At 71.1% G+C, this 21,365-nt stretch carries 21 protein-coding genes and 4 tRNA genes; 12 read left to right on the forward strand and 13 right to left on the reverse strand.

What is annotated here, in order from left to right; genetic code table 11:
* Positions 1-76 precede the first annotated feature (76 nt).
* From AB0B76_RS14655 to AB0B76_RS14695, 9 genes are all read right to left on the reverse strand, one after another.
* Positions 77-149, reverse strand: a tRNA-Trp gene (locus AB0B76_RS14655).
* Positions 150-255: 106 nt separating this feature from the next.
* Positions 256-669, reverse strand: a complete 414-nt coding sequence (locus tag AB0B76_RS14660; protein WP_360374686.1) for a MaoC family dehydratase — start codon at positions 667-669, stop codon at positions 256-258.
* Positions 670-672: 3 nt separating this feature from the next.
* Positions 673-1,119, reverse strand: coding sequence for a MaoC family dehydratase N-terminal domain-containing protein (locus AB0B76_RS14665; RefSeq protein ID WP_360374688.1), 447 nt, complete (start codon positions 1,117-1,119; stop codon positions 673-675).
* A 556-nt stretch (positions 1,120-1,675) separates the two neighbouring features.
* The gene (rpmG, locus tag AB0B76_RS14670; RefSeq protein WP_033357682.1) at positions 1,676-1,843 is read right to left on the reverse strand and encodes a 50S ribosomal protein L33; all 168 of its coding nucleotides are present in this window, start codon (positions 1,841-1,843) and stop codon (positions 1,676-1,678) included.
* 111 nt (positions 1,844-1,954) lie between these two features.
* A tRNA-Met gene (locus AB0B76_RS14675) sits at positions 1,955-2,027 on the reverse strand.
* Positions 2,028-2,059: 32 nt separating this feature from the next.
* Positions 2,060-2,132: transfer RNA gene (locus tag AB0B76_RS14680), tRNA-Thr, on the reverse strand.
* 320 nt (positions 2,133-2,452) lie between these two features.
* Positions 2,453-4,990: a bifunctional diguanylate cyclase/phosphodiesterase gene (locus tag AB0B76_RS14685; RefSeq protein ID WP_360374690.1), complete on the reverse strand. Its 2,538-nt coding sequence runs from the start codon at positions 4,988-4,990 to the stop codon at positions 2,453-2,455.
* A 69-nt stretch (positions 4,991-5,059) separates the two neighbouring features.
* Positions 5,060-5,269, reverse strand: coding sequence for a hypothetical protein (locus tag AB0B76_RS14690; protein WP_360374692.1), 210 nt, complete (start codon positions 5,267-5,269; stop codon positions 5,060-5,062).
* Positions 5,270-5,708: 439 nt separating this feature from the next.
* Positions 5,709-6,005, reverse strand: coding sequence for a hypothetical protein (locus AB0B76_RS14695; RefSeq protein WP_360374694.1), 297 nt, complete (start codon positions 6,003-6,005; stop codon positions 5,709-5,711).
* An 84-nt stretch (positions 6,006-6,089) separates the two neighbouring features.
* Between AB0B76_RS14695 and AB0B76_RS14700 the strand changes: the two genes are divergently transcribed.
* The 9 genes from AB0B76_RS14700 (at position 6,090) to AB0B76_RS14740 (ending at position 15,207) form a co-directional block, all read left to right on the forward strand.
* Positions 6,090-6,596, forward strand: coding sequence for an NADH-quinone oxidoreductase subunit I (locus AB0B76_RS14700; protein ID WP_360374696.1), 507 nt, complete (start codon positions 6,090-6,092; stop codon positions 6,594-6,596).
* Between the two features lie 78 nt (positions 6,597-6,674).
* Positions 6,675-7,199 carry an NADH-quinone oxidoreductase subunit J gene (locus AB0B76_RS14705; RefSeq protein ID WP_360374698.1) on the forward strand — a complete coding sequence of 175 codons (525 nt, stop codon included), beginning with the start codon at positions 6,675-6,677 and terminating at the stop codon, positions 7,197-7,199.
* On the forward strand, positions 7,199-7,579 hold the full coding sequence (nuoK, locus tag AB0B76_RS14710) for an NADH-quinone oxidoreductase subunit NuoK (protein WP_360374700.1): 381 nt from the start codon (positions 7,199-7,201) through the stop codon (positions 7,577-7,579). Before AB0B76_RS14705 ends, nuoK begins: the two co-directional genes overlap by 1 nt.
* Positions 7,576-9,417, forward strand: coding sequence for an NADH-quinone oxidoreductase subunit L (locus AB0B76_RS14715; RefSeq protein ID WP_360374702.1), 1,842 nt, complete (start codon positions 7,576-7,578; stop codon positions 9,415-9,417). Before nuoK ends, AB0B76_RS14715 begins: the two co-directional genes overlap by 4 nt.
* Entirely contained in the window at positions 9,414-11,048 is a 1,635-nt protein-coding gene (locus AB0B76_RS14720; RefSeq protein ID WP_360374704.1) for an NADH-quinone oxidoreductase subunit M, read from the forward strand. Before AB0B76_RS14715 ends, AB0B76_RS14720 begins: the two co-directional genes overlap by 4 nt.
* Positions 11,045-12,544, forward strand: coding sequence for a proton-conducting transporter membrane subunit (locus AB0B76_RS14725; protein WP_360374706.1), 1,500 nt, complete (start codon positions 11,045-11,047; stop codon positions 12,542-12,544). The genes AB0B76_RS14720 and AB0B76_RS14725 overlap by 4 nt, the downstream gene beginning before the upstream one ends.
* 264 nt (positions 12,545-12,808) lie before the next feature.
* On the forward strand, positions 12,809-13,684 hold the full coding sequence (htpX, locus tag AB0B76_RS14730; RefSeq protein ID WP_360374708.1) for a zinc metalloprotease HtpX: 876 nt from the start codon (positions 12,809-12,811) through the stop codon (positions 13,682-13,684).
* A gap of 132 nt (positions 13,685-13,816) precedes the next feature.
* A complete protein-coding gene (locus AB0B76_RS14735) occupies positions 13,817-15,064 on the forward strand; it encodes an MFS transporter (RefSeq protein WP_360374710.1) in 1,248 nt (415 codons plus the stop codon).
* Positions 15,065-15,075: 11 nt separating this feature from the next.
* A complete protein-coding gene (locus AB0B76_RS14740; protein WP_360374712.1) occupies positions 15,076-15,207 on the forward strand; it encodes a hypothetical protein in 132 nt (43 codons plus the stop codon).
* 168 nt (positions 15,208-15,375) lie between these two features.
* On the opposite strand, the gene AB0B76_RS14745 is transcribed toward AB0B76_RS14740, so the two are convergent.
* Positions 15,376-15,870, reverse strand: a complete 495-nt coding sequence (locus tag AB0B76_RS14745; protein ID WP_360374714.1) for a YajQ family cyclic di-GMP-binding protein — start codon at positions 15,868-15,870, stop codon at positions 15,376-15,378.
* Between the two features lie 102 nt (positions 15,871-15,972).
* Between AB0B76_RS14745 and AB0B76_RS14750 the strand changes: the two genes are divergently transcribed.
* From AB0B76_RS14750 to AB0B76_RS14760, 3 genes are all read left to right on the forward strand, one after another.
* A tRNA-Tyr gene (locus tag AB0B76_RS14750) sits at positions 15,973-16,056 on the forward strand.
* A gap of 465 nt (positions 16,057-16,521) precedes the next feature.
* The gene (locus AB0B76_RS14755; protein ID WP_360374716.1) at positions 16,522-17,229 is read left to right on the forward strand and encodes a hypothetical protein; all 708 of its coding nucleotides are present in this window, start codon (positions 16,522-16,524) and stop codon (positions 17,227-17,229) included.
* Between the two features lie 159 nt (positions 17,230-17,388).
* Positions 17,389-17,670: a DUF3892 domain-containing protein gene (locus AB0B76_RS14760; protein WP_360374718.1), complete on the forward strand. Its 282-nt coding sequence runs from the start codon at positions 17,389-17,391 to the stop codon at positions 17,668-17,670.
* 69 nt (positions 17,671-17,739) lie between these two features.
* Here AB0B76_RS14760 and AB0B76_RS14765 read toward each other — a convergent pair whose 3' ends face one another.
* Genes AB0B76_RS14765 through AB0B76_RS14775 form a run of 3 tightly spaced genes read right to left on the reverse strand, consistent with a single transcriptional unit; the run spans position 17,740 to position 21,349 of the window.
* Positions 17,740-19,164, reverse strand: coding sequence for an integrase (locus AB0B76_RS14765; RefSeq protein ID WP_360374720.1), 1,425 nt, complete (start codon positions 19,162-19,164; stop codon positions 17,740-17,742).
* The gene (locus AB0B76_RS14770) at positions 19,161-19,388 is read right to left on the reverse strand and encodes an excisionase (RefSeq protein WP_360374901.1); all 228 of its coding nucleotides are present in this window, start codon (positions 19,386-19,388) and stop codon (positions 19,161-19,163) included. The genes AB0B76_RS14765 and AB0B76_RS14770 overlap by 4 nt, the downstream gene beginning before the upstream one ends.
* Positions 19,389-19,429: 41 nt before the next feature.
* Complete coding sequence (locus tag AB0B76_RS14775; RefSeq protein WP_360374722.1) at positions 19,430-21,349, reverse strand: DUF3987 domain-containing protein; 1,920 nt, start codon at positions 21,347-21,349, stop codon at positions 19,430-19,432.
* Positions 21,350-21,365 lie beyond the last annotated feature (16 nt).

A 21,365-nucleotide genomic window follows, 5' to 3' on the forward strand; every position in this document is an offset into this window, starting at 1 on the left:
GGACCAACCGTGACCGCTGTGGTCGACGACCCGGCCTTATGGCCGAGCGCACCAGACCCAGGTCAGGCCTTCGGCGCAGGGGCGACAGGACTCGAACCTGCAACCTGCGGTTTTGGAGACCGCTGCGCTACCAATTGCGCCACACCCCTTCGTGAGGAAGGCCCTCCGACGGGCCCTGACGGGCCGGTGTCGAGTTGCTCACCCCACGGCGGACCAGTGTACGGGTTGGTGGCGGGATATCCCAACCACCCCCCTCTACCGGTTGTCCTCGTGGTTCCGCACGAGTGCCTTCGCGGCACCCAGCACCTTGTCCCCCTGGCACGTAGCGGTCACGTCGATCTGCACCAGGCCGTCTTCATGGATCTTCTTCACCATGCCGCTGATCACAACCTCGGTCCCCTTGTCGTCGTCAGGCACGACGATCGGGTTGGCGAACCGGGTGGAAAATTCCACGATTGCGGCGGTACCGCCCACCCAGCACGCCACCGCCTGACCCGCCAGACCCATGGTCAGCATGCCGTGCGCGATGACACCGGGCAGTCCGACGGCGGTCGCCTGGCGGTCGCTCCAGTGGATCGGGTTGAAGTCGCCGGACGCGCCCGCGTAGCGCACCAGCGTGGCCCGCGTCAGCTGGTACGTCTGGGCCGGGAACTCGGTGCCTGGCTGCATCGTTCAGCCCTCCCCACGGATGACGAGCCGGGTCCAGACGGTCACGACGGGCTCGCCCTCGACCGTCGCCACCTCGTGGCGAGTGGTCAGGAACCCGTGCCCGGCCCGGCTGGTGATCTCCTCCACCGTCATCACCGTGACGAGGTGGTCGCCGGCCTGGATGGGCCGCACGTACCGGAAGGTCTGCCCGCCGTGCACGACCCGGCTGTAGTCCATGCCGAGCGTGGGATCGTCGACGAGCTGCTGCCCGGCGTTCTGGCTCAGGATGATCGCGAACGTGGGCGGGGCGATCACGTCGCTGTACCCCCGCGCGCGCGCCTCGGCGAGGTCGCGGTGCACGGGGTCGGCGGCGAAGACCGCGTCCGCGAACTCACGGATCTTCTCCCGTCCCACCTCGTACGGCGGGGTCGGCGGGTAAACCCGGCCCATGAACGACTGATCCAACGGCATACCCTGAAATTTACCGGTAACGCGCGGCGCCACCGGTCGCAGGCCGCCGCCTTTGCGATCGACACCTGCCGCGCGCGACTTTCTCACCCGCTGGGGCGCGCCGTGTCCGGTGCCGGCCCCGGGTAGCGTCCCGCCCGGTGCCACGCACCGCTCGCCGCCGTGTCACCCGTCCGGCGTTGTGTCCCGCGCGGCCATCTTTCGCTTCGGCGCTCATACGGATCCGGCTTCCGTCGGCGGCCCGTTTCCCCCGTCGGCTCACTCTGTATCGCAGGCTCCCGCACCCGGTTCTCGCTCGGCCGCGGCCCCGCACCGCCTTCTTGCCCGCGGGCCTGGCTGTTCCATCGCCTCCCCGGCCGCCGGGCCTGGCTGTCCCGCCGCCTTCCCGGCCGCGGGCCCTGACTCTCCCACCGCCTTCCCGGCCGCGGGCCTGACTCTCCCACCGCCTTCCCGGCCGCGGGCCTGACTCTCCCACCGCCTTCTCGGCCGCGGGCCGGGACGCGACGAAGCCCCGGCCGCTCGGCCGGGGCTTCGTGGATGGTCGCGCTTGGGGCCGCGACTACCGGGTCTCGCGGTGGACGGTGTGCTTGCCGTCACGCGGGCAGAACTTCTTCAGCTCGATGCGGTCCGGGTCGTTGCGGCGGTTCTTCTTCGTGATGTAGTTCCGCTCTTTGCACTCCGTGCACGCCAGCGTGATCTTCGGACGAACGTCGGTCGCCTTGGCCATGGCGGAAGTGCCTTCCTTCAGAGCGTTCAGGTGGGGCGGAAACAGATCCAGCGAACCATCATAGCGGCTCACACAGATGGACGCCCAATCGGGCGTCCCGTGGTGCTTCTGTAGCGGTGGCCGGACTTGAACCGGCGACACAGCGATTATGAGCCGCTTGCTCTGCCATCTGAGCTACACCGCCGCGGCGGACTCGATGTCTCAAGCCCGGTCTCGAGCCCCCTTACGGAATCGAACCGTAGACCTTCTCCTTACCATGGAGACGCTCTGCCGACTGAGCTAAGGGGGCGCGTCGCATACGTTCCCGCACACGCGCTCGCTAAGCGTACACGGCCCCGGGCCGGGCACGAAATCGACTTACCCACTTTCGGTCTTCCCCCAGCTCAGGTGCGCTTTTCGGGCGTTGCGACCGGGCTCCTGGCGTCGGGGTCGGCAGGTGTCCATGGGCGCTTCGGCGGGCCGTTTTCGGGGCGCACAGCGCCTTCTACCGCAGCTACCCGCGGACCGTGGGGGCGCGTAGCGCCCTCTGCCGTAACTACCCACGGACGGTGAGGCCACGGGAGTAACGGTCCGGACCACCACGGACGTCGCGGTAGCTCTGAATCTCTTCTATGGCACGGCGCGCAGCCAGCGGACCTCGCCCGCCGGGGCCTCGGCCGAGTCCTCCGCGGTCTGGACCTGCAGCCACGACTCGAAGCGCTCGTACGGCAGGGGCCGGCTGAACAGGAAGCCCTGCCCCATGTCGCAGCGCATGTCCTCGAGCAGGCCCAGGGTCAGCTCGCTCTCCACGCCCTCGGCGACCACGTCGAGGCCGAAGTTACGCGCCATGTCCACGATCGTGCGCACGATGGCGAGGTCGCTGGGCGAGGTCGCCATGCCCTGCACGAACGTGCGGTCGATCTTGACCTCCTGGACCGGCAGCCGGCTCAGGTCCGCGAACGAGGAGCGGCCGGCGCCGAAGTCGTCTACGGAGAGCCGCACGCCGAGGTCACGCAGGCGGGTGAGGGTCGAGAGGGCGCGGCCGCCGGCGAGAAGGCCCTCGTCCTCGGCGATCTCCAGGATGAGCCGGTCGGCGGGCACGCCGTGCTCGTCGAGCAGCTCCGAGATCTGCAGCGGCAGGTCGGAGTCGCCGAGCGTGCGGACCGAAAGGTTCACGGCCACGACGAGCGGACGGCCGGCATCGGCCCACTCCCGGGCGCGCCGGATGCCCTCGCGCAGCACCACGCCGTTGAGCCGGCCGAGCTGGCCGGTGTGCTCGGCGACGGCCACGAAGTCGGGCGGCGCCACCTGGCCGTGCACGGGGTGTTCCCACCGCGCGAGGCACTCGACGCCGACGAGGCGGCGGTCGGTGAGGGCGACCTTCGGCTGGAAGTACACCTCGAGCTCGCCGCCGGCGAGGGCGGTGCGCAGGTCGGCCGCGAGCCCGACGCGCCGGACCGCGCGCGACTGCAGGCCCGCGTTGAAGACCTGCACGATCCCCCGCGACTTCGCCACGTGGGTGGCGACGTGCGCCCGCTGCAGCAGCTCCTCGGGCTCCGTGCCGTGCTCGGGGTAGATCGAGACGCCGACGTACGTGTCGATGTCTATGGTCAGCGAGTCGATCACCATCGGGTCGCGCAGGCCCTGGCGTAACGTGTCCGCGACCGTCGCGGCCGCGTCGGAGCTGGCCGTGCGCAGCTCGATCGCGAACTCGTCGTCGCCGACCCGGGCGACGAGCGCGCCCTGCGGGGCGAGCGCCCGGAGCCGCCGGGCGACCTCGACGAGCACCTTGTCGCCGGCCGCGTGTCCGAGCGAGTCGTTGACCTGGCGCAGCGCCACCACGTCGAAGAGTAGAACGGCCACGACCTCGCGCGGTCCGCGCCCGCTCATCGCCTCGCCGAGCGCCTCGAGCATCCGGCGCCGGTTGGCCAGGCCCGTGAGCGCGTCGTGGTTGGCGTCGAACTGGAGCCGGTCGACGAGCCGGCTGTTCTCGACCGCGACCCCGGTGTGCGCCGCGAGCGTCTCGATGAGCTGTACGTCGTCCTTGCCGAACGCGATCCGCTCGCCGAGCCGGCCGGCCACCTCGAGCGTGCCGATCGTGACGCCGCCGGAGCGCAGCGGCACCACGACGATGTCCTTGACCGACGCCTCCTGCAGCGCCGTGCGCAGCTCGGCGTCGCCGACGTGCGGGCCGACCGCGATCGTGCGCCCGGTGCGCATCGCCAGCTCGCGGAACAGGTCGGGCGTCGGCGCGGCGTCGAGCAGGCCCGGGTAGTCGAACCGCGCCGAGAGCAGTACCTCCTGGTGCCGTCCCTGCGGCGGCAGCCAGAGCGAGGCGGAGTCGGCGACGAGCAGCGCGCGGACCCGGCCGAGCAGCACGTCGGGCAGGGTGCCGTCGTGGTTGGTGCTGGCGATGTCGCGGGTCAGCCCGTACATCTCCATCAGGCTCTTGTGCTGGCGCAGGAACCGCGCGTAGGCCCGGTTGCCGAGCACCAGCACGATGGCGATGAAGATCAGGAAGAGGCTCGCCCAGGGGCTGGCCTGCAAGGTCAGCAGCATCACGAGGCCGAGCACGATGCCGACGCCCATGACCGCGAACCCGGGCAGCGCCGTGCGCAGGAACTGCGGCAGGTGCGCGACGCCCTGCACCAGGGCCATGACGCCGGCCACGGCGGCCAGGGTGACGATGTTGTTCGCGAGGATCGCCAGCGCGAGGACCAGCCAGGTGCGCGGCTCCTCGGCGCTGCCGATGTGGGCCGTGAAGACGACCAGGGTCGCCGCCGCAACGCCCGCGAAGTGGCTCGCGGCGTTGAAGACGATCTTGTGCGGGCCGGGCCGGACGTTGAAGAAGTTCCAGGTCAGGCTCGCGATGATGCGGATGACGATGACGAGCGCGGGCGGCAGGTAATACAGCGCCAGCAGGATCGGCACGTCGTTCATCCCGATCGCCAGCACCTGCCGGCGCACGTCCAGGCGCAGCTGCATGTGCGTGGACAGGATGGCGAAGAGCAGCAGGACCGGTGCGTAGAGGAAGTTTTCGGTGATCGGGTGGGACGGCGCGAAGACCAGGCCCGGCAGGGCCATGAGGAGCCCGATGACGATCAGCGGCCCGGTGACGATCCAGGCATGCGTATCAGCGCGCCTGATCGGCGTCTTCGGTGCCGGCACCAGTTCCCCAATCGCATGCAGCCGTGGCCATGATCAACCGCCGCCCCGCTGCATCAGGGACGCTCGGGGTCAGTCCCAGGTGAAGTCTTCGGTGACGAAGATCTGTTCTCCCGCCGGCGCCAGCTGCGCCGTGCCGATCAGGCTCGGGCGGGGATTGGTCCGGCCGAATGTGGACGCATCAGCATGGGCCGCAGCAGTCGAGAGTCCTAACGCCAGCGACCCAGCTCCGAGTGTCACCACCAACCGCATAATCCACCGGCCTAGCGTCTTGTCGCGCATCTCTTACTCCCATGCGATCGCTGTGACACGTGGCCCGGTTTGGTTACCCACGATCGTGCCACAAGCCACGTCAGGACCAACAGAGCGCGGGCCAAGATGACGCGGCCGCACGGAAGAATCGACCTTTCGGCCGATTTCAGGTCTGGCGAACCGGCTATATCAGCTCACTCGTCGCAGCTTTCCCGCAACGTTTCGGCGTCCTCGTGAGTCGGCCTCCGTCGAACTCCCTCCGACGTTCCGGCACTGCCCCGCGCCGTACGGACCTCGGTTCTCCCAAGGTCCCGTCAACCCACCGGCCCGCCCCCCGACGTCCCGAGGGTCTTGAGCAACCCGAACGGACTTCGCGGCCCACCCATTCGGTACGCGCGAATTATCGCAAGTCCGACGTCTCCGACAGATCATCTCTTGCTCCGACATTTCCATCCCCCCGATGCAATCTCTATGCGACGCGCCCGCCGGGACTCGGCACGGCCTTCACCGCACCCCGCCGGCTGTTCCGCTTTACCTTGGGCCGGACCGCCACGATCTCCCGCCAGCTGGGCTCCGCCCCGACCACCGTGGCCTCGATCCACTCGACCGCCTCTCGTTCGGACCCGAACGCCCGGGTCCGCACCCGCCCCTCCGGGCCGCCGCGGCGAAGCTCGACCTGCCACCGGCCGTCGGCCGCGTTGCGCACGAAGACGTCACGACGCGTGAGCCGCGCCCAGCTACCGTTCCACCACCGTCGCTCGTTCATGGGGATATCTTAGAACAGGTGTACGACATTTTTTGCCCCCGGCGATCGCCGCCACCCTTCCGGGTCCGGTGTTACCTTCCGAACGTGGAGTTTCCGGGGAAGGGTCTCGCCAAGGGACTGGCCGTCACGCTGGGCACGATGACCAAGCGGTCGCACACGCAGCAGTACCCAGACGTCGAACCCGACCTCCCGCCCCGCTCCCGCGGCGTGATCGCGCTGCTGGAGGAGAACTGCACGGTGTGCATGCTGTGCGCGCGGGAGTGCCCGGACTGGTGCATCTACATCGACTCGCACAAGGAAGAGGTCCTGGTCCCCGGGGCCGCGCGGGCCCGCCAGCGCAACGTCCTCGACCGGTTCGCGATCGACTTCTCGCTCTGCATGTACTGCGGGATCTGCATCGAGGTCTGCCCGTTCGACGCGCTGCACTGGTCGCCGGAGTTCGAGTACGCCGAGCACGACATCCGTGACCTGCTGCACGAGAAGGACCGGCTCGAGGAGTGGGTGCCCACCGTCCCGGCGCCGCCCGCGCACGACCACCGCGGCGAGCCGGCCAAGGAGCAGACGGCCGCCGCGAAGCGCGCCGCCCGGTAGCGCACCCGATGCACGGCCCGGCGGTCGATTCCTGTCATACCCGGGTGGCAGGATGTCGGCCATGAGGGTGGCGCAGCGATGACCGTGGCCGACGTGCTCACGCTGGCGCTCGGCGCGGTGGCGCTGGGCGCCGGCCTGCTGGTCGTGACCACCCGGCACGTCGTGCGGGCCGGGCTCTGGCTCGTCGTCGCCCTGGGCGCGATCGCCGGCCTCTACCTCGTGCTGACCGCCGAGCTCGTCGCGTGGGTCCAGGTGCTGGTGTACGTCGGCGCGGTCGTGGTGCTCCTGCTCTTCGCGGTGATGCTCACCCGCGCACCGATCGGCGCCAGCGACGACCTCGACCGGGCCCGATGGCCCGGGGCCCTCGTCGGCGCCGGGGCCGGGGCCGGGCTCGCCGCGCTGCTCATCGACGCGTTCCGGTGGACGCGGGTCGCGATGCCCGAGGCCGGCACCGCCGAGCGCCTGGGCGCGGCCCTGTTCGGCACGTGGGTGCTGCCGTTCGAGCTGGTGTCGGTCCTGCTGCTGGCGGCCCTGGTCGGCGCGATCGTGGTGTCCCGCCCGGACATCGGCGCCCGCGTGTCATCGGAGCGGGGGCGCGGCTGATGCACCCCGTGCTGCCGTTCACCATCGCGGCCCTGCTGTTCGGTATCGGGGTCTACGGCGTGCTGGTGCGCCGCAACGCCGTCCTGCTCCTGATGGCCGTCGAGCTCATGCTCAACGCGGTCAACCTGGTCTTCGTGACCGCGGACGCGACCATCCGCGCCGCGGTGCCCCGCGCCGGGCAGTCCTTCACACTCTTCGTGATCGTGCTGGCGGCCGCGGAGATCGGCGTCGGCCTCGCCCTGATTTTGCAGCTGTACCGACTGAGCCGCACGGTCGTCGTCGACGACCTCCCGCTCGGCGAGACGAGAACCGATCAGGGCACTCGATCCGATGAAGGGGTAGACGGAACCGGCTCGGGCGGAACGGAGGTGGCTCGGTGAGCGTCGACGTGCTGGGGGCCGCGCTGCCGGCCGTGCCCGTGGGAGCCGGGCTGGCCGGGCTGCTGCTGCGGTACCGGATGCGGGGTCTTTCCGTTCTTCTGGGGGTTGGCGGGGCCACCGTCGCGCTCGGGTGCGCGATCGCCGTGGCGCTGCGAGGCGTGCGCGGTGCCGACGCGGGCGTGACGGTCGCCGAGTTCGGGCGGATCACGGTGACGTTCGGGACGTGGCTGGACGGGCCGGCGGGGCTGGTCGCGATCGCCGTCGGGGTGGTCGCCCTCTGCGTTCAGGTCTACTCCGTCGCCTATCTGCACGACGACGAGCGATACGCGCCCTACGCGGCGCAGGTGAGCCTCTTCACCGGGGCGATGCTGCTGGTGGTCGTGTCCGGGGACCTCATCGCGCTGCTGGTGGGGTGGGAGGTCATGGGCATCTGCTCCTACCTGCTCATCGGGCACGACCGGCGGCTGCCCGAGGCGCCGCGGGCCGCGGTCAAGGCGTTCCTGGTGACGCGGGTCGGCGACGTCGGCTTCCTGCTCGGGATCGTGGTGCTGGGGCTGCACGCGCACAGCTTCCGGATCGCCGACGTGTTCGCGGCGGCCGGGTCGGGGGCGATCTCCGGCGGGACGCTGACCGCGGCGTGCGTGCTGCTGCTGGCCGGGGTGGCGGGCAAGAGCGCCCAGTTCCCGCTGCACACCTGGCTGCCCGACGCGATGGCCGGCCCGACGCCGATCTCGGCGCTGATCCACGCCGCGACGATGGTGGCGGCCGGGGTCTACGTGGTCGCCCGGCTGTACCCGCTGTTCGAGCGCTCGACGGCGGCGCTGGTCGTGCTCGCGGTCATGGCCTCGGTGACCATGCTGCTCGGCGCGCTCAGTGCGCTCGGGCAGGACGACATCAAGCGGGTGCTCGCCTGGTCGACGGTGAGCCAGCTGGGGTACATGACCGGCGCGCTCGCGGTCGGTGCGCCCTCGGCGGCGCTGTTCCACCTGCTCACGCACGCGGCGTTCAAGGCGCTGCTGTTCCTCGCGGCCGGGTCGGTGATCCACGCGGTCGGCGGCAACCTGATGTCGGCGATGGGCGGGCTGCGGGGCCGCATGCCGGTGACGTTCTGGACCATGACGATCGGGCTCGGGGCGCTGGCCGGGGTGCCGCCGCTGGCCGGGTTCTGGAGCAAGGACGCGATCCTGGAGGCGACGACCGGGGCCGGGCCGGTGCCGCGCGGGGTCGCGTGGATCGTGCTCGGCTCGGCGGGGCTGACGGTGGCGCTGACCGCGGCGTACGTGGTGCGGCTCTGGCGCCGCACGTTCTTCGGTGCGCCGCGCACGGCCGCGGCCGAGGCCGGGCACGAGCCACCGTGGGCGATGCGGGGGCCGCTGCTGGTCCTGGCCGTGCCGGCGGCGCTGCTCGGCCTGGCCGGGCTGGCGCCCGGGTTCGGCGAACGGCTCGGGGCCGACGAACGGGTCGCCCACCTGGGCTGGATGACGCTTGTCGCGCTGGTGCTGCTGGCCGCCGGGGCGCTGCTCGCCTGGCGCCGCGACCCGGCCGCCGCGCCGCCCGACACGGCGCTCGGGCGGCTGCTGGCCAATGCCTTTTATCTGGATGCGGTACAGGACGCGCTCGTCACCCGGCCGGTCGCGGCGCTGGCCCGGCTGGCCCGCCGCGGCGACGAGGGCCTCGTGGACGGGGCGGTCGACGGGGTCGGGTCCGGCGCCGGTGGGCTCGGCGGGCTGCTCGCCCGCGCGCACACCGCCGCGCTGCCCCGGGCGGCGACCGCGGTGCTGGCCGGCGGCGTGGTGCTCGCCGCCGTGATCGTCGTGGCGTTGGGGGTGGGCCGATGAGCTCCGCGCAGACGCTGTTGCTCGCGGCGCTGCTGTTGCCGGTGATCGGGGCGCTGTTCGCGGCCGCGATGCCGGCCCGGCTCGACCGGGCCGGGCGGGTCGGCGGGACCGTGTTCGCCGCGGCCACGGCCGGGGTCGTCGTCGCGCTCGGGCTGGCCCGCACGGACACGCCGGGGGTGCGGCGCATCGAGCCGTTCGCCGAGATCGACGCGCCCTGGGCGCCGACGCTGAGCCTGCGCTTCCACATCGGCGTCGACGGCATCTCCTATCCACTGGTCGCGCTGACCGCGCTGCTGACGGTCCTCTGCTGCGCCTACTGCCTGTGGCGGGTGCCGGAGCCCGGGCGCGGGCGGCTGCTCGTGTCGCTGCTGCTGGTGCTGCAGGCCGGCATCACGGGGGTGTTCCTGGCCCTCGACCTGGTGCTGTTCTTCGTGTTCTTCGAGGTCGTGCTCCTGCCCATGTACGCGGTGATCGCGGTCTGGGGCGGGGCCGAGCGGCGGCGGGCGGCGCGGAAGTTCGTGCTGTACACCCTGCTGGGCTCGGTGCTGCTGCTCGTCGGCGTGTTCGTGGTGGTGTCGTCGTCCGGCACCGGCGACCTGGTGGCGCTGTCCGACCCGGCGGTGCGGCCGATGTCCGCGGGCATGCAGCTGCTGGCGTTCGTGCTGCTGGCGGTCGCGTTCGCGGTCAAGAGCCCGCTCTGGCCGCTGCACACCTGGCTGCCGGCCGCGCACACCGAGGCGCCGACGGTCGGATCGGTGATCCTGGCCGGGGTGCTGCTGAAGATGGGCACCTACGGGCTGCTGCGGGTCGCCGTGGGGGTGGCGCCCGACGGCGCGGCCCGCAGCGCGCCCGTGCTCGGGGTCCTCGCGACGGCGGCGATCCTCGCGGGCGGCCTGATCTGCCTGGCGCAGACGGAGCTGAAGCGGCTCATCGCGTACTCCTCCGTGGGTCATATGGGCTTCGTCCTGCTGGGCGTGGCCACGCTGACCGCCACGGGCATGCAGGCGGCGCTCATCGGCAACATCGCGCACGGGCTCGTCACCGGGCTGCTGTTCTTCGTCGCCGGCGGGATCAAGGACCGCACCCACACCGGCGACCTCGCCCGCCTGGGCGGCCTGCGCGAGACGGCTCCGGCCCTGAGCGGGGTGCTGGCCTTCGCGGCGATCGCCTCGCTCGGCCTGCCGGGCCTCGCGGGCTTCTGGGGCGAGGCGTTCGCGGTGGTGGCGGCCTTCCAGCGGGGCGGGCCGCTGTGGACGACGCTCGGCGTGCTGGCCGCGGCGGGGGCGGCGCTCGCGGCGGCGTACTTCCTGCGGCTGCTGCGCCGGGTCACCCACGGCGCGGCCACGCCCGACGTCGCCGCCCTCGCCCGCCCGCTGCCACCGCCCGCACCCGTGCCCGTGCCCGCGCCCGCGCCCGTGCCCGCGCCCATGCCCGTGCCTGCGCCCGCGCTCGCGGGAGGCGGGAGCGACACGCCGGCCGGCGCGCGGATCTTGGCGCGGCTGACCGCCGGTGAGCTGGTCGCCTGGGCGCCGTTGGTCTTGCTCACGCTCGTCGTGGGTGTGGCTCCGGCGCTGGCGCTGGGCTGGTCCAATGCGGCGGTCGAGGCGCTCGCGGGGGTGTTCGGGCGATGAGGATCGACCAGGTGGCGCTGATCCCCGCGTACGTGGCGGCGGGCACCGCGGTGCTCGCGCTGCTCGTGGATCTGATCGTGCCGGGGCGGCGCGGGCCCGTCATGGGCGTCACCGCGCTCGGGATGGCCGGGGTCATGGCCGCGGCGATCGCGGTCGGGGCCGGGGGTGAGCGGCGGACCGCGTTCTGCGTCGGGCCCGACCAGTGCTCGCTCGTGCTCGACCCGGCGGCGGCGATCGTCGCCGGCGTGTTCGCCGCGCTCGCGCTCGGGGCGCTCGCGCTGTCGGTGCCGCTGCTGCGGACCGGCGAGGTGCCGGTCGGCGAGTACTGCTTCCTGCTGGCCTGCTCGCTCGCCGGGGCCGTGGTGCTGGGCGGGGCGCGCGACCTGATCACGCTGATCGTGGCCCTCGAGACGCTGACCCTTCCGCTGTACCTGCTGGTGGGGCTGCGGCGCGGGGCCCGGGAGGGCGGGACGGCGGCGGTCACGTTCTTCGTGGTGAGCGTCGTGTCGACGACGGTGGCGCTGCTCGGGGCGGCGCTGGTCTTCACGGCGACCGGCGGGGTGCACTTCTCGGACATCGCGGCCGGGCCGGCGCACCTGGCCGGGCAGTCGGCGGACGTCGGCGCGCCGGTCGCGGCGACCGGGGCGCTGCTCAAGGTCGGCGTGGTGCTGCTGCTGGTCGGGCTCGGGTTCAAGGTCGCGGCGGTGCCGGCGCACGCGTGGGCGCCCGCGACGTACGACGGGGCGCCGCTGCCGATCGCCGCCTATCTGTCGACCGCCTCCAAGCTGGGCGGCGTCGTCGCGCTGCTGCTCGTCGGGGTCTCGGCGGCGCGGCCGGTGCTGTCGACGTCGGGGCTGACGCTCGCGGTGCTGGCGACGCTGAGCATGACGGTCGGCAACCTGGTGGCGCTGCGGCAGCGGCGGATGGTGCGGCTGCTCGCCTGGTCCTCGGTGGCGCAGGCCGGTTATCTGCTGGCGCCGCTCGGGGCCCTGATCGCCGCCGACGAGGTGACGCCGCTGCTGGTGGCGGCCGTGATCGGGTACGCCTTCTTCTACGTCGTGCTCGAGTTCGCCGCGTTCGGGGCGCTGGTCGCGGTCCGCGGGGCCGGCGACGGCGGGGCGATCGCCGACTACCGGGGGCTGGCGCGGCGCTCGCCCTGGCTGACCGCCGTCCTGGCGCTGGCCCTGGCCGGGCTCGCGGGGCTGCCGCCGGGGCTGGCGGGGCTGTTCGCGAAGGTGGCGGTGGTCCGGTCGCTGCTCGGCGGGGACGCCACCTGGCTGGCGATCGTGGTGGCGGTGAACGCGGTGATCGGGTTGGCGTACTACGTCCGGGTGGGCGCTACGTTCTTCACCCCCTCGGAGGAGGCGGGTGAGGTGGCGCTGCGGGCTCGGGTGCCGTGGGCGGTCGCGACTTCTGTGGGGGTTGCGGCGGTGGTGGCGGTGCTGGTCGGGTTCGGGCCGGAGCTGGTGATGCGGGCCGCCGGGACGTTCGGCTAGGCGGCGCGGGGAGTCCGCGGGGAGTCCGTGCCGGGGGTCGTCGGCGGGGACGTGTGGCGGGAGTCGCGGCGTGCCCGGCGTGGTCGTGGCCGCGTGGGTCGGCCGGCGGTGCGGGAGCCTGCGTGGGGACGCGGCACGGGAGGCGCGGCGTGGGGAGTCTGTGCGGGGCGTGTGGGAATAAGCGTCGTCCGGGCGGTCGGATTTTCAGCTAGCTCACAGCGTGCGTTGGGAAGGGGTACGGGGAGTCGCGCTGTTGTAGGTGGCATGCAGCACAGGCATTTCAACGGTGTGAAGACGGCGGCCCTCCTTGGGCTGCTGACCTCGCTCATTCTGCTTGTCGGCTACTGGCTCGGCGGTAGCGGTGGCCTCGTGATCGCCGTGTTCCTGTCGTTGGGCATGAACGCGTTCAGCTACTTCTACTCCGACAAGATTGCGCTCCGCGCGATGAATGCGCAGCCGGTCACCGAGGCGCAGGCGCCGCAGCTGTACTCGATGGTGCGGGAGCTGGCGACGTCGGCCGGGCAGCCTATGCCGCGGCTCTACATCAGTCCGACCCGGCAGCCGAATGCCTTCGCTACCGGGCGCAACCCCCAGAACGCGGCCGTGGCGGTTACCGCGGGCATTCTCGACATGCTCACGCCGCGTGAACTGCGGGGCGTGATCGGGCACGAGCTCTCACACGTGTACAACCGGGATATTTTGATCTCGAGCGTGGCCGGGGCGCTGGGCGGAATGATCACCATGCTCGCCCAGCTGGCGATCTTCCTGCCGCTCGGCGGATCGAACGACGACGAGGATGGGCCGGGCATCGGTGGGCTGCTGCTCATGATGATCCTCGGGCCGCTCGCCGCGACCGTGATCCAGCTGGCGATCAGCCGGAGCCGGGAGTACGAGGCGGACGAGTCCGGGGCGCGGCTCACCGGGGACCCGCTGGCGCTCGCGAGCGCGCTGCGGAAGATCCACCGGGGCACGCAGGCGCTGCCGCTGCCGGCCGACGGGCAGCTGGCCAGCCAGGCGCACCTGATGATCGACAACCCGCTCAAGAGTGGGGGCATCGCGTCGCTGTTCTCGACGCACCCGCCGATGGAGCAGCGGGTGGAGCGCTTGGAGCAGATGGCCGGCGTGGCCCTGCACCGGTAGTAGCAACCAGCCCTGACGACGACCGGCGGCCGACCGAGCCGCCGGTCGTTGCCGTTATCACAGCGGAAATGGGGGCCGGGTCGCCGTACGATCGGCGGGCTTTGCTGTTCAGAGATCGGATCGAGGTCTGCCGTGCGGCAGTACATGGCCGTGTGGCGGCTTCCCGGCGCGCCCGTGCTGCTCGTCGTGGGCGTGTTCGCCCGGCTCGGCATCGGGATGGTTTCGCTCGCGCTGCTCCTGCTGCTCGAGCAGGCGCACGGGCGGTACGCGCAGGCGGCGCTCGCCTGCTCGGTGTACGCGGTCGCGAGCGCCGCCGCGAGTCCGCTGGTGGGGCGGCTCGCCGATCGGATCGGGCCGGCGCCGGTGCTCTTGATGACCGGCTTGACGTACCCCTGCAGCCTGGTCTTTTTGATCTTTGCGGGGCTGCGGGATCTCCCGCTCGGGGTCGTGCTCGCCGCGGCGGTGCTCGCGGGCGTGACGTTTCCGCCACTCACGGCGGCCGTGCGGGGCACCTGGAACGCGATGACCGCCGACGAGCCCGACGTGCGCGTGACGGCGCTCGCGGCCGAGACCGCGCTGTTCGAGCTCGTGTTCGTGATCGGGCCGATGCTCGTCGCGCTGTGCGTGGCGCTGTGGCAGCCGGCCGTCGCGCTCGCGGGCGCGGCCGCCGTGACGCTCGTGGGCACGCTGGTCGTCGCGCGCGGGCGGGCGATCCGCTCCTGGCGGCGGCCCGAGGGACACGTGCCGGCGCGCGGGCTCGGGCCCTTGCGCGTGCCGGGGTTCGCGGCGCTGCTCGTGACCGCGTGCGGGATCGGGTTCGCGTTCGGCGGGACCGGGGTGGCGGTGCCCGCGTACGCGACCGCCTACGTCGCCGACGACCCACAGAGCGCCGGCGGCGTCCTGCTCGGCGTGTGGAGCATCGGCAGCGCGGTCGCCGGCGTGTGGTTCGGCGTCCGGCCCCGGCCCGGCGTGCGGCTGCGGTGGCTGCTCGTCGGGGTCGCGGCCAGCCTGGCCGTCCTCGCCGCGATGCCCAATGCGCTCGCGCTCGGCCTGGCGTTGCTGCTCGGCGGGGCGACGATCGCGCCCGCGCTGACCGTCCAGAACTCCATGGTCGGGCAGGTCGTGCCGCGGTCGATGCTGACGGAGGCGTACACCTGGCTGGTCACGGTCTCGATCGGCGCCAGCGCGGCCGGGGTCGCGGTGACCGGCCTCGTGGTCGACCGTCCCGGCGGGGTCGTCTGGGCGTTTCTACTGGCCGGGGCCGCGGTCGCGGCGGGCGCCGTGGTCGCGCCGGCGCCGCGGGTTGTGGCGCCGCGGGTTGTTGCGTCAAGCGCGGCGGCCGTCACTCGTTCGAGCGATGAGAATCAGGCCGCCGTGTAGGGTCCGCAACCATGGCTCAGACGCTCCACGTCGTGCTGACCGACCCCGATGAGGCCGGCGTGAGCGACATCGAGATCCGCCACACGGACCTTCGTGATCTCTTCGATCGAGATGGGTCAACACAGGAGCGGCCGCTCGGCTAGGCTGCGCGGTCATGGGTGCGATCCGGCCGTGGGAAGTGCTGCTGTGCTGTCTGTTCGTGATGGCCGTGATCGCGGGCGTCGTCACGATCGTGATCGTGAACCGCAGCAAGCGCCACTAGACGTCCGCGCCGGGGCCGGCTCGACGCGCGAACCAGCCCCGGGCGTGGGTCAGCGGTAGTTGGTGAACTGCAGGGCGATGCCGAAGTCCTCCTGCTTGAGCAGGGCGATGACGGCCTGGAGGTCGTCCCGCTTCTTGCCGGTCACGCGCAGCTGGTCGCCCTGGATCTGGGCCTGCACGCCCTTCGGACCCTCGTCGCGGATCTTCTTCGAGATCGCCTTGGCCTTGTCGGCCTCGATCCCCTGGACGATCTTGGCGTCGATCTTGTAGGTCTTGCCGGACGCGCGGGGCTCCCCCGCGTCGAGCGACTTGAGCGAGATGTTGCGCTTGACCAGCTTCTCCTTGAAGACCTCGAGGGCCGCGGCGACGCGCTCCTCGGTCTCCGCCTGGAGGGCGACGGTCTCCTCCCCGGCCCACTTGATCTCAGCGCCGGTGCCGCGGAAGTCGAACCGCTGAGCCAGCTCCTTCTCGGCCTGGTTGAGCGCGTTGTCGACCTCCTGCCGGTCGACCTTGCTGACGATGTCGAACGAGGGTGCCGAAGCCATGGCAGACGCTCCCTGTTACTGCGCGCGAAAGACGGTTGTGGGCGTGCCGAGGGTACCCGTTTGCATTGCCCCCGGGGCCTACCGCTATTCTGGCTTCCGCCAGGCGGGTTGCCCGAGCGGCCAATGGGAGCGGACTGTAAATCCGTCGCGAAAGCTACAGAGGTTCGAATCCTCTACCCGCCACCAGCAAGGCTACAGGGCCTGTCACCAGGGGAAACTCTAGTGACAGGCCCTTCACCTTGGTCTCACCAAGTCCTACCGCGACCCGCTTGATCTGACCCGTCGCCCCAACTGCGCCCCGACGAGTGCAGCCCCCGCGAGCCGGCGACATCGTCGAGCCTTTGCGGGCGCCGCGAGTAGTCGGGACTACCACTTCTCGACTTCGCTCGACGCGGCTATCTACTCCGCGCACCGGAAGTCGCGGCCCGCCGCGCCGACCATGCGATAGCTGCGTGTTTGAAGCGCTTCGCATTCGAGCACGGCCCCACTCGCACGACCGCGAATCCGGGCGGCCCGCATGCCGAGCCTTTCATCGACCTTTGTCAACCAATTTCCAACAGGTGTTCGGTGATGTAGGTCACTGGACCTTGCGACAGCACCGAGGCTGTGATTTACACTGGCACTGTAAACAAGGCCAGTGGAGGTGACTGCGTGGCGATGGACGAGAACGGCTTCCTGGAGTACCTGCAGTTGCAGGACGGCTCGTCCGACCTAGTTACAAAGTCGGAACTGGTCGCCGCCGTCCGCGCGCGGGGCTACTCGCTCAGCGACCGGCAGCTGACCTTCTACGTGACCGAAAACCTCATGCCGAAGAGCGTCCGCGTCGGCTCTCGCGCCGGCGCCTACCCCGCCATCGTCGTGGAGCTGATGACCTGGATTCTCCAGGCGCGGGCGCAGGGACTTCCAATCGACACGCTGCGCGAACTACTGCCGGTTTGGAAGGTCCTCATCAGGGCGCGAAATGCCCATGAGCTCGACATCGGCGAGCTTGAGTATGTGGCCCGCAAACACGTCACCTCGATCGAGGGCTCCGTCGCTGTCCCCCGGGTCATCACGAATGTCCTGATTGGTGGAGCCTGCGCCGATTGCCGGGACAAGATGATCATCGTGTTCAAGGACGGGTCGCGAGCGAAGATGAGCAACCGGGACACAACGATCGGCTTCGCCGTCGCGTGGACGCCCGAGGAGGCCAGCGAGACGGAGTCGGGACCTCAATGGCTCGCTTCGACGCGCATCAGCCTCGCTTGCGACTGCACGTACTCGTCCGACCCTACGACAGTCATCCTGGGCTTGAAGCCTAATGCGGCACTGCCGCAGGATCCCCTACCACTCGAAGACGAAGCGTCACAGCCCGCGTGAGGCAGAAGGCGCTCGCAAGTAACCCCCGACCCATAAGCGTTTGGGGTGGGCATTGGCGTGCCCACCCCAAACTGGGCCGCTACGCGACCTCATACCTATCGGAAGCGTACGGCCCTTACACACAGCCAGACAAGCTGGCTCGAATGTAAGGAGAAGCAAGTGGCAATCCGCATCACCGCCATCCGACAGTCGGGTGGCTCGTCCCACGAGCACATCGTGAGGCTCTGGTGGACGAACCCCTCGACGGGGAAGACGGGCGAAAACTCCCGCGCCGAGATCGTCGCGTGGATCGAGGAGGAGAACGGCAAGGCCTACGTCGAGGACGCCAGCGGCAACCGCGCCGATGTTGGCGTCGTGAAGCCAGCGTCCGGAGCGAAGTACCTGCGTACGCACGCTGACGGCAAATGGACCGACAACCTCTTGGCCCTTCCGCGGCGTTAACCGCACCACCCGTGGCCGCCACCGAGTTCATCCTCGGTGGCGGCCGTCCGTCCGTAAGACTGCGGGTGCCTACCGGGCCGCGACCTCTACCCCAAGCGCTAGGCCGATCCGGTGAAGCGCTGCATCCACACCCCCGTCCAGGCATTTCGCGTAGAAGTCGAGCAGGACTTTGACGCTGTTGCCGGCCCACTCGGCGACCTGTGGGGCCGACACGCCCGCGTTCAGCCAGGTCGACAGGCACGCGTGCCGCAGGTCGTACGGACGGCGGGCCAGCGGCGAAGCGAACTGTGCCGCAGTCAGCGCCCGCTTGCGCGCCTTCTTCCAGGCTGTGGAGAGCGCGTTGCGCGGCACGGGCGTACCGCGGGGGTGCCCAATGAGCCGGCCGCCCGGTCCGCGGCGCGTCACGAACAGCCGGCCGTTTCCAGCGGGAGCGAAGCGCTCGATGTGGCGGTCGAGCAGAACGGCGAGCGGCGGTGCGACCGGCACTGGCCTCGTGGCCTTGGGTGCCCGGTGCTTCAGGCCACGATCCTCGGTCGCCTGGTCGTCGTCGCTCCAGTCTCGACCGGGCTGTGCTGTCGCGCCCGACAGGTGCAACCACCCCCAGCCCCCCTCAGTTGCCGGCCGCTCATACTCGGCGTCGACCAGATGGAGCGCTTCCTCGGGCCGTAGCCCGGCGTAGTACAGGCAGCCGAAGTACGCCGCCAGCTCGGGAGTCTCTTCAGCGACGGCGGCGAGCAGGGATTCGGCCTGCGTCGGGTTGACCACTACTGCGCGGTCGACGCCCTCCGACATCTTCGGCGGGGACCAGGACACCACCGACATGGGGTGAACCTCCAGCCGGCCAAGCTCCACGGCGTACCGCAGGGCGTTGGAGAACACGGCCCGCTTCCGGGCGATGGTCTTCGCCGCCGCCGGCTTGCCATCCGTGCGGCGGATCGCCATGGTGTCCAGCACCTTGCGCACGAGAGCCGCATCCTTGAGGGCGGCCAAGTCGACCGTGTTCTGAGCCAGCCATTCGACGGCAGCCGCCAGCTCCTGGGGAGGCTCCCCGGCCTCTCGCGCCCCGACGTTGCACACGTATCGATAGAGGGCAGCCCGCAAGGTCTCCTCCCCCGGCGACCCCCGGTCGTTCGTCAGTAGGACGGGCGTCACGTCGGTCAGCGTCTCGGCGATGCCCTTACGGTGATTTGGCGACGCATGCGGCCACTTCATGTCGACGTACTCGACGATGTGCTGGTACCACGACTTCGTGCGCAGCTCACGCGCCATCGGTTCGGGCAGCCCGCAGGACTCATCGAACGCGACGCCCTCGCGCTGCGCGATCAACAGCTTGGACCGGAAGCTCTCGGCGAGTGGGCGCGTGGCGAACACGTCGCCGAATCGCTTGCCGGCCACGACCCAGCGAACCCGGAAGGTGCTCTTCGGCTTGTGGGTCTTCCGGTCCTTGCCCCTATGCTCCTCGATGGCCCATACCCGCAAGTCGTAGGTGCTCATGCCGCCCTCGGCTCCTCTCGATCAGCAAGCCATGCCTCGAAGTCGGACCGTCGGATTCGCAGTTGCCCGTTCGGCAACTTGTAGGTGCGGGGTGCTTCGCCGAGCGCCTTCCAGCGGAAGAAGGTCGACTTCGGGACGTCGAGTTCGGCGAGGAACTCGGCCAGGGTGAGGAAGTTCCGCTTCGGGCGCGCCGCGGAATCCGCGCTATCCGCGGGAGTACGCAGCGGCGTGACGTTGTGCGGTTTCTGCGGATTGCGTGGACGGCTCATCCGGCCACCGCCGAGAGCGGGTACACCGTCGCCGCGGGTCGCGTGATCTCGGGATGAGTGAGCCACGCCGACGACGGCGGCCGGCCAGCGCCGACGCGCTCCGGTATCGGCTCGGCGCGGAGGTAGCCATGGGCCTGCAGCAGGTTGAGCGCGGGATCGAGGTCGGCGGCCTTACGAAACCGGCCTCGGGACAGCGCACTGAACAGGTCGCGCTTGGTGAAGCGGCGGGATACGGTGCGCTCGATCCAGCCGAGGATGTGTCGTGCGTCGTCTATGACCGGGTCGGCGCCCATGTCGTCGAACGCGGCCAGGGCGTGTTCTGCGAAGTAGCGGCCGAGTGCGGCGGCCTGGTCGACGGTGTCGACCTCGACCGGCCGTGTGCAGCCGTTGCCGCCGTGCGTGGCGAGATGGAGCAGGCCGGCGATGCGGACGATGGCGCCGGTGAACTTGCTCCCCCAGTCGACGATGTGGGCCCACGCGCCGGACGGACCGAGTCGAGGTTCGACGTCTCGCTCGATGTCCAGCACCCGAGCGTTCGCCGCGCTGGTGAGGGGCATCACCGCGGGGTCGGTCCAGCCGTCGAGCGCGGCGACCAGGGTGCCGAGATTGGTCGCATAAGCCTCGGCGATCGCCGTGGGCACAGGATCGGCGCCGATGCGGCGGCGGCCCACCGTGTTCTCCGGAACCGCGAACAGGATGCGCGCAAGTAGGCCCTTGCCGCGGAAGCCCGGCATCGAGGCGATGTCCCGCAGGACTTCCGGCTGGATGGCGAGGCCGAGGGTGAGCGCGGGTCGGTCGACGTGCTCGGCCGGGCGTGAGCGGCGGTCGACGCGGAGCATGTCTCCGGCGTGGCCCTTGAGGAAGACCTCCAGGTTGGGGGCGCCGCTGTAGCGGCCGGCGAGGGTGGCGAAGATGCCGCCCTCGGCCGACAGCACGGCGAGCCGGCCGCCCTGTTCGGCGAGCAGCGATGCGGCTTGTTCGCTGGTGACGTCGTCGGCGATCAGGCGCGGCAGTACCGGAACCGTGATGGCGTCGGCGTTCATCGTCGCGCCGGCCGCGTCGGCGAGCAGCCGATCCCGGGCGCCGCTGTCCGCGTGCGCGGCCGCGTTCGCCGCACGTTCGGCGGCTTTGCTCGCCACGCGCCGCGCGAGCTCCGCCTCCACGATCGCGGGCTTGGCTCGGTCGATGAGTGTTCGCTCGGCGGCGAGTAGCGGCCGGGTCATGGTGGCGAAGACCGCTGACTTCCGCGATCCGGGCGGGAGGACGACGGCTGTGAAGAGGTTGCAGGGCTCACGCCAGCCGGGCCGTACCTCGGCGCAGGCCCGGCCGCCGGCCGCTGTCGACAGGGCGGCGAGGGCCAGGCACCCGGCGAGGTCAGTCGGTGTCTGGGTGAACTCGGCGACGGCTGAGACCATGTCGGCGAGCCACGCCGGCAGCGCTTCGACCGGGTACGGCGGTGCGCCGTGCCGCGCGGCGAGGGGGATCGGCGGCGGCCACACTGGCGCGGCGTCCGCGAGCAGTGCGCGTCCGGCCGCCAGAACCTCAGTGGGGTCGCCGGAACCGACGCGGGTCAGCCGTGCGCCGAGATCGACGATCGCGCGCCGTCGGGCGTGCTCGGCGACGATCCGGGCGTAGTGCGGGGCGTTGTCGAGCATGGGCACCGCGGCCACGAGGGTGTGCAGGTAGGCCGCGCCGCCGACCCGCGCCAGCGTTCCCATTGCGGCGAGGTGCGCGGCGACGGAGACCGGGTCGCCGGGTTCGCCGGCCGTGTGCAGCTCGACAAGGGTGCGCCACAGAGAGGCGTGGGCGGGACGGTAGAAGTCCTCCGTCGTCACGATGTTGTTCAGGTCGGCGACGAGGGCCGGGGAGAGCAGGGCGGCGCCGATGACAGCTTGCTCGGCGGCGTTGTCGTGCACGAGTCGTTGCCTCCCT

It is taken from the genome of Dactylosporangium sp. NPDC049140, from assembly GCF_040648435.1.